Raw genomic sequence first — 12,628 nt, 5'->3', positions numbered from 1 at the left:
AGTATTGTACATTCTAAATGTCTAAAACTGACCTTTCTTTCAACAGGCTGTTTTGAATAAACTAATATAGATTACAATTCCTCCAACCAAACATCACGTTTCAACGGCTTTTAAAGTTGGCTTTCATCATTAATTCTCGAGTACACCTTATTTAACATGAGCTCCTTTACCAAATTTCCAAAGGACTTATTTTCTATTATTTTATCAAAAATATCTTGGTTCTGGTCCATTCGCTCAATCAGTTTGTTCAAGAACATATCATTAAATGCATATTTGAACGTATCAATTTTGTTTGCTTTTGCTTGTGCTTGTAATTTTACGTCTTGCACTAGCTCTGCTTCTATTTGCTCAAAAAACAAACGATCTGCTTCTTCAAATTCAGTTCCAAATCGGTCATTGAGAACATTGATTATTTCAGAAAGTAAAGCCTTTTCCTCTTTTGCTCTCTTAATCCCTGCTTCGGTCAAGCCATCCAACTCCCCATCTTCCCCTTTTATTAAATCAATTGATCCTTCTTTAACTTTCTGCAAGCGATAATATTCCATTGCTATTTCATCTGAAAGTTGCAAACTCTCGGCTAATTCCTTCTTTGGTAGTTTGGTTTGTAACAATTTAGAATAGGCATAGAATTTCTCAAATTCAGGGTCTTTAAATGGCATAATTTGAGCAAGGAAAGCATAAAAGATTCGTCCAAGTTCTCAAACTCTTTTTAAACTCCTCTTTTTCATCTTCTGTTTCTATTGCTTTATAGCGATCAATTGCAGGGTCGATAAAAGCATATAAGCGGGATTGGTCTTTAGGATTTAGCTTTCCTGTAGGTTTAAAATAAATAGTTGCAAAAGCGTTTACTTCTGATTCTTGAATGATTTGCTTTTCATCAATCTTTAATTTCAAATCAAAAAGGTGGTTGATTTCAGGTTCTTCTGCCACCATTGTCTTTTCGTAATAAGGTTGAAAAGATTCAAAAATTGTTTGTCGGTCGTTCGCAAAATCCAGTATGAACGTATCATCTTTTCCTGGGGTCTTTCTGTTCAACCGTGACAAAGTTTGAACTGCCTTTACTCCAGACAGTTTTTTATCTACATACATGGTATGCAAAAGAGGCTGGTCAAATCCTGTTTGGTATTTATCTGCAACGATTAGTATTCTGTAGCCTTCTTCGTTAAATGCCTTTGGAAGTTCCTTTTCGCCATAACCCGTTAATTGCGGTTCGGAAACACCATCGGGGTAATTGTCATCTATAACTTTTCCTGAAAAGGCAACCAATATTTTTAGTTCGTTGCCATATTCGTTTTCTTTGATGTACTTATTGAACTCTTCAAAATATCTTTTGGCTAGTTTTCTTGAAGAGGTTACAAACATGGCTTTTGCTCGACCTCCAATTTTTGTAGCCACCACTTGACGGAAATGCTCAATAACAATTTCTGTTTTTTGAGCTAAATTATGTGGATGAAAATTAACAAACGCACCAATTGCTCTTGATGCTTTTTTCTTATTTAAATCTGGGTCATCCTCAATGGCTTTTGAAAGCTTAAAGAACAATTCGTAATTGGTGTAGTTTTGTAATACATCTAAAATAAAACCTTCTTCTATGGCCTGACGCATGGAATATAAATGATAGGGTTCCGGTTTTCCGTCATTACCCGTTTTTCCAAAAATGGCTAGTGTTTTGTATTTAGGAGTCGCTGTAAATGCAAAAAAAGAAATGTTATTTTGTTTGCCTCTTGCCGCAGCCGATTTTTCTACTTGTTCACTAATAAAATCTTCAGCGGAATAGTCGTTGTCATCCTCATCTTCAGTTTCAGATGCTCCTAAGACTTCTTTCATTTTTTTATGCGCTTCGCCTCCTTGTGAACTATGTGCTTCATCTATGACTACAGCAAATTTACGTCCTGAAAATTCTTCAACTTTCTCTATGACGAAAGGAAATTTTTGTAAGGTTGTGATAATGATATGTAATCCTGAATTTAATGCCGATGCTAATTGAGTGCTATCTTTATCTATCTTTTGAACGACGCCTGTTTTATGTTCAAATTGGTAAATGGTGTTTTGTAATTGCTGGTCTAAAACTCTACGGTCGGTCACTACGATGACGCTATCAAAAATGCGTTCGTCTTTTGCATTGTGTAAACTTGATAAGCGATAAGACAGCCAAGCAATCGAATTACTCTTCCCTGACCCTGCGGAATGCTGGACTAGATAATTACGTCCCGCTCCGTTTTCCTTTACATTATGGGTAATATCGCGTACCACATCAAGCTGATGGTAACGTGGGAAAATCATTTTTTCTTTCTTAAATGTCTTTCCTTCGATTTCAATTTCTTCAGTTTGCAGATGAATAAAACGGTGTACGATATCTAACCAACTGTCTTTAGCCAATACTTTTTCCCATAAATAATCGGTTTTGTAACCGTCTTTATTTGGCGGATTTCCTTTGCCTCTGTTATAGCCTTTATTAAACGGAAGCCAATATGTTTTTGTACCCTCTAATTTGGTGGTCATAAAAACTTCCTCATCATCTACCGCAAAATGCACCAATGCTCTTTTTTTGAAAGCAAATAGCAATTCTCTATTATCTCTAGAATTGCCGTATTGTTTTTTGGCGTTATCTGTATTCTGGCCTGTAAAATGATTTTTTAGTTCTATGGTCGCTAAGGGGATGCCGTTTAAAGACAATACCATATCAACTGAGTTCTTATTCTTTTGCGTGTAATACACTTGACGAATTACCCTCAACTGATTCTTATCGTATAAGGCTTGGGTTTCCGGATTTAAACCGGTTTCAGGTTTAAAAAATGCCAGTTTGAAGCGAACACCATAATCTGTAAATCCATTACGAACCACATCTAAAGCACCTCTTAGATCCATTTCTTTGAAGATGCGTTGAATAATACGGTTATCGACTTGCTCTCCGTGAATGGACGCTATTTTCTTCCAGTTTTTGGGTTGCGTTTCTTGTAGAAAGTTGAGAACTTCATATTTAAATAGGCCCAATTCCGGACTATAATCTGCTGAATTCCCTTGAGTGTAACGGCCATTTGTGATTAAAGAATCCACTATGGCGGTTTCAAAGGTGTTTTCTGTTGTAATATTTGCCATGATTAAGTTACTTTTATTTTACCCGTTACGACGTCACTTATTAAGGCTGTTTTGTATTCTTTTAGTAATGCAATTAACTTTTTGATGTTCTCTGATTTCTGAGTTATTTCCCATATTTTTTTCATCAGAAATTCGCTAATTTGATTTTGTTCTTCAATCGGTGGAACTACCATAGGAATATTTAACAGATTTTCTGATGTGAGTTTCGGTTGAGCTGAACCTGTGACCCATATTGAGAAATCATATAACTCTAGTAATTCAGAATAGTAATCTATTAATCCATATTTGGGCTTTAGAATATGTGCATGATTATTTACCCAATATCTACCTTTTGCTATAAATACTAATCTTTTACTACGAGTTAATAAATTAGCACCATCTTCTCCTATTAAAAGAAGAGGTTCATCAAAAATATAATCCTCAACTTTGTCAATAACACCAGATGCACCATAATAGTCATATTTTTTTGACATCATTTCTCCTCGCTCAGAACTGCTAAGGGGAATTCTCTTATGGTTTCGAGAAGCTAAAACATATTTCAACTTCTTTACTTCCCAATGCGCAGGAATAGCTCCCAACCATTCAATACCTGAATCTTTTAATTTTACATCAGGATTAATACCTTTAGTTACAGCTTGGTTGATGATGACCTCCTTTTCTTTTTCATAGAGTTTGAGCAGTTGCTTTTTCTGGCCAATTAAATCGTCTATTTCTGCTGTTTTTTTGTCTAGGTAGTTGGCTATTTTTTCTTGGCTAATATTCGATGGAAGCGGATATGCAAAATCAACAAAAACATTTTGATATAGGTGTTGTATTGTAGAACCATAGGTTGTATAACCGTTAAACTTTTTAAATACATCAGAAAACAACACCCAATACAAGTATTGAGTCAATAAATGTTCATCTAAAGACCTTACGACAAAAATACCGCTATTCAAACAAGCGGGTTTATCGAGATTTTCTACAATGGCGAGTTTGCCAATCGTTCCATCTTTAGTGATTAGTAAATCATTATTTTCAAGCTGAATATATGGATCTTCCTCATATCTTTCTTTATCAATATGATAACTTTTCTTCCAATCAATTCTATTCGTTTTGAAATCTCTTCCTGTGACCAAATAAGCATATCCTTCCTGTAAAAAGTCACTTGATTTTAAACCTTTCCATCCAACTCTACCTTTTACATAGCAAAAATGTTTTATCTTCTTAACCTCCCAATGCTCTGGAATGGCTCCAATCCATTCGACACCACTATCTTTATAGGTTTCGTATTTAGTCATTTTTAGTAGTATCTAGCTGATTGAGTATTTCTTGCCATTTTTGTTTAAGTACTTTTTTATTAGGCAATTGGGTCTTGTAATCGGCCACCAAGGTTGGCGAAAGGCTTCTGTTGAGTGCATATTCTACCACGGTATCATCTTTACCTTTACACAATAAAATACCTATGCTTGGTTTTTCGGTTTCGGTTTTAATGTCTTTATCCAAAGCTTCTAAATAGAAATTAAGTTGCCCTAAAAATTCGGGTCTGAATTTTTCGATTTTCAGTTCAATGGCGACCATACATTGCAAAGTGCGGTGGTAAAACATTAAATCAATGGCAAAATCCTGTTGGCCTACCTGCAAGGGATATTCTTCGCCCATAAAAGCAAAATCTCGCCCAAACTCCAATAGAAATTGACTGATATTTTGAGCGATTTTCAATTTTAGCTCTTTTTCAGAATGAGACACCGGCAGCTGCAGCATCTCCAAGACATAGGTGTCTTTAAAAATATTGGAAACATCTTCTGGAAATTCTCTCGACAGCGTTGAGAGTTTTGTATTGCCAAGCATTACCCTTTCATAATAAGAACTATTTATTTGGCGCTCCAACTCTCTAAAGGAAAGTCTTTCTTTAATCACTAGCTTGATATAAAACTCCTGTTCTTCGGCACTTTTAGCCGATGAGATTATGGTCATATTATGCGACCATGGTATTTCTCTCAACAGCGTTGAGAGTTTTTCGGCATCTTTATAAGTTTCATAAAACTGTTTCATTCTCCAAAGGTTTTGAGCAGAAAATCCTTTGGTACTGGGTTGTCTATTTTTTAGATGTGTAGCAAGCTGCTTTATGACCGATTTACCCCAATTTTCAGTATTCACTTGGTGGTGTAAATACGCACCAATATTCCAATACAAATCAATGATCTCCGTATTTACTTGTTTAAAAGCACGTCTTTTAGCTTGCTCTATGAGTTGGGCTATATGTTCAAATTGTGGTTGTAATTCCATTAGTAAAGCACCTTTTTCTCCAACTCCAAAGCAGTTGTTTCTAAAGCAAAAATCTCCGCTTTAATGTCCTCTAACGAACGTAAAGGCTTAAACTCATAAAAATACTTAGTGAAGTTGATTTCGTAACCAATTTTGGTTTTGCTCTCATCTACCCAGGCTTCTGGCAAATGTGGTTTTACCTCTCGTTTAAAATAGTCCTTGATGGTTTGAGACACTAATTTTTTATTAGCATCCAATTTTAAGAATGGAATATTCTCATAGTCTCTACTGCTAGAATTTGGTTTTACTTTAATTTTCTTGCCTTTTTCAATGGTTAATTCGTTTTCTTTTAAAATCCATTTTCCTTCATCAATGTGCATTTTAGATAGTGTTTCAAAATCATTGACTTTTCTTTCTATGTCCTCGGATGATGCATTATTTAAAAATTCAACTAACGCTTGCTTATCATGAGCGACTTTGATCATTAAATCAGACCAGTCTGGTTGCTCAATCGTAGCGCGCCAATAGCCAAAAAAGTCATTCGGATAAATCTTAGAAAAACCATTTTCTTCAAAATCTCCGTACAATTCCGTTATAAAGCCAATGCCCTTTTCTTCTCCGTTTTCTATGATTTTCTTGCGTTTATTCCCTAAACTCTTGGTCATCTTCTCATAAAAGCGATTGAAATCTATTTTCCCTTCTGCTATTAATTCATCATCCTTTGTGCCGGTGGCATTTATCAATTGAATTTTGCCTTTACGTTGTTTTTCTTTCTTGTTATTTACAATCCAAACATAGGTGGAAATCCCCGTGTTATAAAACAATTGGTCTGGCATGGCAATAATGGCTTCAAGCCAATCATTTTCTATAATCCATTGTCTAATGTTACTTTCGCCACTTCCTGCACTTCCTGAAAATAACGGCGAGCCATTAAAAACAACAGCGATTCTTGTGCCATCCGGTTTCATTTTAGAAATCATATGTTGCAAGAACAGGAAAGAACCATCATTGATTCTTGGTAATCCAGCTCCAAAACGCCCCGAATATCCTTTGTTCTCGTGTTCCAATTTTATGGTTTTCTGTGCTTTCTTCCAATCCACTCCAAATGGCGGATTAGAGAGCATGTAATCGAACTTTTCGTCTTCCAATCCGTCAACCGTAAAGGTATTTCCGAATTTTATGTTTGATGGATTTTGACCTTTTATCAGCATATCCGATTTACAGATCGCATAAGATTCAGGATTTATCTCTTGCCCGAAAACCTCGAGCTTTGCTTTTTTATTGAAGCTTTTTAAGTGTTGTTCACCAATGGAAAGCATACCACCAGTTCCACAAGCTGGGTCATATAATGTTTTTACGATGCCTTCTTTGGTCAAGGTCTCATTATCGGAAATAAACAAGAGGTTTACCATGAGTTTAATGACTTCTCTCGGGGTAAAGTGTTCTCCAGCGGTTTCGTTGGATTGTTCTGCAAATCTTCTAATCAGTTCTTCAAAGGTATAACCCATATCCATACTGTCCATAACGGAAAGATCAATTTCAGAGAACTTTTTAACGATTTGAAAAAGGATGTCCGCTTTGGGATCGTCCATACGTTCAATCTGGTCATCAAAATTGAAGTATTCTATAATCTCCCTGGAACTAGATGAAAATCCATTGATGTAGTTTCTCAGGTTTGCTGCCACCTTATCAGGTTCAGCCACCAACTTTTTAAAGTCATATTGGCTTCTGTTATGAAAATTATGACCTGCAATTTTATTAAGGATTAAATCTTTGGTCTTATCCGGTTTATCTTCAACTTTTGGTAAATGAGCCAGTACTTCATCTTTTGTGGGTTGCAGTACACAATCCAATCGTCTCAAAACTGTCAAAGGGAGTATTACTTTTCCGTAATCTGATTGTTTGTAATCGCCTCGTAATAAATCTGCTACCTCCCAAATGAGATTTGCTTTTTCCTTAAAATCTATCATTATATGTTCAATGTCTTTTTAATCAATTTCAAATTTATCTTTTTAGTTTGCATTTGCTTGTAAAAGTGGTGGGGAATTTTGGGGTTAATTAGTATTTGCTCTGGATATCTGTGTTCTTAAAAACGAATTCTAATAACATGTAAAGCCACCCATTCTTGGAATTAATACCGTTCTATAGATCATTTTATTTAAGATTATAAGCAAGTTTTCCATATTTGACATATAAGAAAACAGAGATAAACTTACCGGAAACCTTTTCGTAACTATGTTTTATAATCGTTGCAGTAATGTCTTGTTAGAATTCGATCAACTCCAATTCCTCTAATCTTATCGCCATTGCAGTTGTAGAGACATTAAATAACTTTGCAATAGAGAGGAAACTTTGGTCATTATATCTCTCTGTTGATGCTAGCTTTAAAGCTAATCCACGTAAATTTTTACATCTATTTTTTAATTTGTCTGCAGAAGAGTCATTTGTAAGTAAAAAAGCAGTATTATCATTAATGACAAACTTATTAGTTAAAAAGAGTTCTCTAAATATTTGTTGTACAAGTTTGGATGGCATAAGAAAATAAGTAGCAAATTTGTCTGCTTGAATTTCTTGTAAGCTACGTTTTCCCGTTATTGTTGTTCCATTTATAGGCCTATCTCTATGCATAATTGTCTGGGTATGCAGAACTGCATGACCCAGTTCGTGAGCTGCTGTAAAATTTTGAATGTTGTCATCATAGCCACTTGAGATTAAAACTATTTTATCCTTTTGATCTATTAATCCCGCAATTTCAGTGTATTCATTATCTCTTTCTAAGACCCCAATATCGCTTGTAAGAGAATACTTAAAACCCAATGCTTTTCTAAACACGGTGCTCGGCATTAAAACTTTTGTTGGATCGCCAGGCGTATTTGATGGCCAAATTGTATTTTTATGAATCCACATCAAATTCTGCAATTCACTCACAACTTCTTGTATATCGGTATTATTCAATTTTGATTTTGACTTTACCCTTTTTAGTAATTTATCTACCTTATTGTATAATTTAGCTTTGGAATCAACTTCCTTTTCTAAGGATTCAATTTTTGCAGTAGCACTTTCATTTAATTCTTGATATCTAGATTTCAATTTCTTAGCCTCAACAATTATTTTTGAAGTCCAAAAATATTCATCACTCCCAAATGATAATAAATTTAATTGTATTATAGACAAACAACCTGCTAAGCCAGCTATAGAGCCACTAAGTGCAACTTGGGAATCTCCTCTTGCTGATTGAAAACCACTTTCAAAAACTAATTCTGAAATTTCTGCAAGTTCAATACATAGTTTTCCTATTGATAGTGGTATTTCTATTGATACCTTTAATTCATCTAAGGCTGTTCTACCGAGTTTATTATTTTTAAATAAATCTACTTCGTTGTCTCTTTCTTCTCTAGCAGTAATTGTCCTTCCAAATTGTATTGCATCCTCATGAAACAATCTTGTTAAATCTGGAAAGATACGTTCTTGGATATCATTATCCTTGACTAACAATTGTGGAAGAATAATTTTATACTTGTGCCTTCTTTTTTCTTCATTTGTTAGGCTTATGACAGTAACTAATAATTTGGCAGATAACATTCCTTGAAATGCTGCTGCACTTCCAGAACCAGGCTTATGATTCCCAGCCCCAAACTTTTCCAATAATTCTTCTGTTGTTATGTCTAATAAATTTACCTCCATATCTTAATCAGTTTGATACTACTTCACAAATTTACTTTACTTTTCATAAATAACTGTTTGTTAAATTATTAGGTCAATCCATAATTCTTATAACATCGCTCTTGCATATTATTAGATGAATGTCTCAAGCGGTAAATCTAGCAATAAAAAACAAGCCATTAAATCCCCAAGGATTTCCATAATTAGACTACAACATAGCAATTAATTTTACACCGTCTGTAACATGTTTTCTATTTAAATGTGTTTTTAAGCATTCTTTCTATAGCAGATTTAGTTTCTTCTGCCATAATCTTTTTCGTTCTTTTTATCATATCAGAACGGAATTCTTCGCAGCAAGCCAATATTTCGAAACCTTTACTCGTTTTTTCAAATTTTGGATGTTTTTTGTGTTTACTACAATTTTCTCTTTCTATTTTTTGCTTAACTGAAGAATAATCAATATATTCCATTTTTTAATGTTTTTTATCTTTAGGAGGATTTGGATCATTCCCATAACTATCCTTGTCTCTTATTTTTCCATCTCTACCGTGAATTACAACTTCAGATTTCTGGTTTTTAGCAATTTCTCTAGCTCTTCCGATGGCATCTTTTTGAGTTTTATGGTTGGAAGTTGCTTTGGAGTTATTTTCTCCTTTTACGTTCCAGCCATCATTACCTTTTACTACGTGCTGATTTTTACCCATTTTTTAATTTTTATTAAAAATATGATATTTTTTCGTGGTTAAAATCCTAAATTATAGTTTGTTGTAAATAAGATATAAACAATTATTTCTAAATAAACTCGATCAAGCAATCTTTCTGGAAAATTATATTACAGATATGTTTTGTGAAATTGGTTAAAACTCTTGTGTAGGATTAATTGTGGACCTCATGAAGTTAATTTATAAAAAAAAATGAGCTGGGAAATTCTCGAGGATTTTGTTAATAAGGCGATGACTAGTAATGAATTACCTACGGCTTAGCAACTGTGTTTTATCTGCAATAAGTTTAAATTCATTAGGATGTTTAATCATTTTAAAAATAGGAATTTCTCTTTCCACAGCGATTTTGAATAGCTCTATTTTAAGTTTTTCCTCGTTTAAATCAAATCTTGATCCAAGATAAATAGCTATTGGCTTAGGAACATTAACTTTTTGTGGAAAATTCTCTTTTTGTTTAAAAATAGTTAAACGCCACTCTTTTTCATATTTCCAATCTTTAGACTTTATAAGACTGGAACCAACCATTTTCATAACAGAATATTCGTCAAAAAAACCAAGCTTTTCTATTAAATCTCTATAAATAACAGGTTGAATAAAAGTTGTAACTAATTCTGTATCCACAAAATCATATTCAATTGATATGCCTTTATGTTCGTCAGCATAATGACTCCAAAGTAAAAGTGATTTTTTAGTGGTACTAAAACTACAGATTCTTAGTTCTAAGTTGATGTCTTTTACAATCTGATTCCAACGTTCATTTACTTTGTCTAAATGTTGTTCAGGTGTTAGGGAAAATGGTAGTTTATGGTTTTTACAAATATCAACGTATGTTTCGTGTGGTTTTGTGCTAGTTGTGAGAAGTTTAACTTCCTTTTCAGTTAGTTCGTGACCAGATAAAAATTTAAACATTTTTTTAAACCCGTCTGTTGAGTGATACTGTCTTAAACATTCATTGTTATCAATTTGAACTGAACATTCAAAAGGGTCATTTAAAGAAGATATTTCCGCTAACCAAATATAATTATCTTTGATACTTTCGATTGTTCGCAGTGATAAATGTCTAAATTTAAAAAAAGAATTAGGGAAATTATTTGTTTTGAGAGGAATTGCTTCTTCAAAATTCTCAGCTGAAATAAATTTCAAATATTTATTTTTCCAATTCTTACTCATTAATTTTTGTGTTCTAGTATTTTTTTACAAGTCAACGTTTGGAGTCATGCAAGCAAGGGGAATTTCACTCCGAGTCTCTCACAGCACAGTACGTAATAGTCTTCCATCGTACGGCTCTTCTAGCTTGATATATAAAGGTAGCATAAGGCTTGCTAATGATTTTTTACATTATTAATTCGTCCATTTTCTTTTCCAAGAAATTATCTATTCCAGATTCATCGTTTTTATCTCTTAATTCCAATAGTTGGTGAATATCATTGTCTTCTAATACTATAACATAATTTTCATTGTCATTTATGAGGTCTTTACATCTGCTCAATAAAGCTTTTCTATCTTTTATTGTTCTGCAAACAAGAATTCCGAATCTACCACGCTTTGAATTAAATCTGCCATTAATTTGGTCAACTTCGGGATTTCCTAACTCATTACCATAGTTTTTACATTCAACGATTATTTTTGGACACTTTAACTTATGTACAGTATTTAGATTATGAAAAAATCCATTTTTGTCTGAATTGGTAAATACAATATCAATTCTTTTTCTACTTTCATTTATGACTTGCTCACTTGTTGGGTTAGAAGTTCGCTTTCCAAAAATATGTATTAAATTATCAAATGATATTTTATGAAACTGATGAGCGTCTTTTCGACCGGTTTGAATTGAGTTCATAATTACTTTACGGTCAATAGAATTTAAAATTTTTCTATTTGTAACGAGTTGTGCTTTACCTTTTTTGATTGCTGTTCTTCGTAATTCTGCCTTGTAATTTTCTAGAATTTTAGGATGATTTTTAGAAAAATCATATAAAAAGTCCACGTTCATAGGATATTTTTCCTTCAAGTCCATAATTCTAACGACCACTTGCCCGTTTTTAAGTACTGAAGAAAGAGCATCTCCTGCATGTTGATGTTCAGCTCTTAAAAATTCAAGAACAAAATTTCGATAATATTTACTCTTACTTAATTCCGGATCTTGACGAACCGAACTAATCGGTAATAATATTTTAGCGTGGTCTCCAATAACTGGAAGTTGAGCAAAGTAACTTGTGAATTGTAAAGTATTATGATCAAATGCATTATTAACTGCAACTCTCTTAGTCGGGAGTTCATACTTATCACACTGTTTTTGGGTATATTCGACTAACTGACTCTTAAGGATATTGGCTGTAATATCTGAAATTTTATCTCTACTAATTCCTGGAATCATTAATGCACAATCCGCAATATCTTTTATATCGCCAGATTGAGCTGCTTGACTTGATTCAAAAGCTGATTGTATTTCTTTCGCTTGTTGTGGTCCAATTCCACGGCCACTTGGAATTCCAGCTGAATATCCTAAAGCAATTTCATTAACTTCGTGTAAAGCGTTCAATAATTTTGTAACCGTTTTTTTATCTCCAGTTCTTAAACTATCAACTAAATACTGAAAATAAGTAGCAATTTGATTTTCACATTCTTTCGCCCATTTTGTTCCCATTGCAGAAATTCCAAATGGATCAAGAAATAGTGGAATATCTTGATAAGCGTAAATATCTACAAAGTCAAGTTCAATGTCTTTATCTATACCAAAATGTTGGCTAAATTTTGTATATCCGCAAAGAGCCCTAAAATGAAATAATTATCGTATATTCACTTGATATTAAAACAGTTGATTATGAATATATTTGATTTTGGAGTTCATTTCACAGACGAAAAGAGCTGTCGTACACATTTTAAAGAGGAACGAG

The 12,628-nt window shown here is 33.5% G+C and carries 10 protein-coding genes; all 10 read right to left on the bottom strand.

The genetic code is table 11. The annotated features are described in order from the left end of the window. Nucleotides 1–110 precede the first annotated feature (110 nt). Nucleotides 111–659 (bottom strand): hypothetical protein, encoded by a 549-nt coding sequence (locus ESY88_RS21545; protein WP_223270882.1) that lies wholly within the window; start codon nucleotides 657–659, stop codon nucleotides 111–113. Beyond that, nucleotides 649–3,099, bottom strand: coding sequence for a type I restriction endonuclease subunit R (locus ESY88_RS18010; protein ID WP_223270881.1), 2,451 nt, complete (start codon nucleotides 3,097–3,099; stop codon nucleotides 649–651). Before ESY88_RS18010 ends, ESY88_RS21545 begins: the two co-directional genes overlap by 11 nt. A gap of 2 nt (nucleotides 3,100–3,101) precedes the next feature. Next, complete coding sequence (locus ESY88_RS18005) at nucleotides 3,102–4,379, bottom strand: restriction endonuclease subunit S (RefSeq protein ID WP_147088073.1); 1,278 nt, start codon at nucleotides 4,377–4,379, stop codon at nucleotides 3,102–3,104. Beyond that, nucleotides 4,372–5,367, bottom strand: coding sequence for a PDDEXK nuclease domain-containing protein (locus ESY88_RS18000; RefSeq protein ID WP_147088072.1), 996 nt, complete (start codon nucleotides 5,365–5,367; stop codon nucleotides 4,372–4,374). The genes ESY88_RS18005 and ESY88_RS18000 overlap by 8 nt, the downstream gene beginning before the upstream one ends. Then, nucleotides 5,367–7,316, bottom strand: coding sequence for a type I restriction-modification system subunit M (locus tag ESY88_RS17995; RefSeq protein WP_147088071.1), 1,950 nt, complete (start codon nucleotides 7,314–7,316; stop codon nucleotides 5,367–5,369). The genes ESY88_RS18000 and ESY88_RS17995 overlap by 1 nt, the downstream gene beginning before the upstream one ends. A 295-nt stretch (nucleotides 7,317–7,611) precedes the next feature. Then, a complete protein-coding gene (locus ESY88_RS17990) occupies nucleotides 7,612–9,030 on the bottom strand; it encodes a cyclodeaminase/cyclohydrolase family protein (protein WP_147088070.1) in 1,419 nt (472 codons plus the stop codon). Between the two features lie 230 nt (nucleotides 9,031–9,260). After that, complete coding sequence (locus ESY88_RS17985; protein WP_147088069.1) at nucleotides 9,261–9,479, bottom strand: hypothetical protein; 219 nt, start codon at nucleotides 9,477–9,479, stop codon at nucleotides 9,261–9,263. Between the two features lie 3 nt (nucleotides 9,480–9,482). Continuing rightward, nucleotides 9,483–9,713 (bottom strand): DUF2188 domain-containing protein, encoded by a 231-nt coding sequence (locus ESY88_RS17980; protein WP_147088068.1) that lies wholly within the window; start codon nucleotides 9,711–9,713, stop codon nucleotides 9,483–9,485. 264 nt (nucleotides 9,714–9,977) lie between these two features. Continuing rightward, on the bottom strand, nucleotides 9,978–10,901 hold the full coding sequence (locus tag ESY88_RS17975; protein WP_147088067.1) for a DUF2971 domain-containing protein: 924 nt from the start codon (nucleotides 10,899–10,901) through the stop codon (nucleotides 9,978–9,980). 163 nt (nucleotides 10,902–11,064) lie between these two features. Then, nucleotides 11,065–12,378 (bottom strand): restriction endonuclease, encoded by a 1,314-nt coding sequence (locus tag ESY88_RS17970; protein WP_147088066.1) that lies wholly within the window; start codon nucleotides 12,376–12,378, stop codon nucleotides 11,065–11,067. Nucleotides 12,379–12,628 lie beyond the last annotated feature (250 nt).

It is taken from the genome of Subsaximicrobium wynnwilliamsii, assembly GCF_007997225.1.
In the GTDB taxonomy this organism is placed as follows: domain Bacteria; phylum Bacteroidota; class Bacteroidia; order Flavobacteriales; family Flavobacteriaceae; genus Psychroserpens; species Psychroserpens wynnwilliamsii.
The sequence above is the reverse complement of the archived record's forward strand: the minus strand, read 5'-3'. Positions and strand labels throughout refer to the sequence as shown.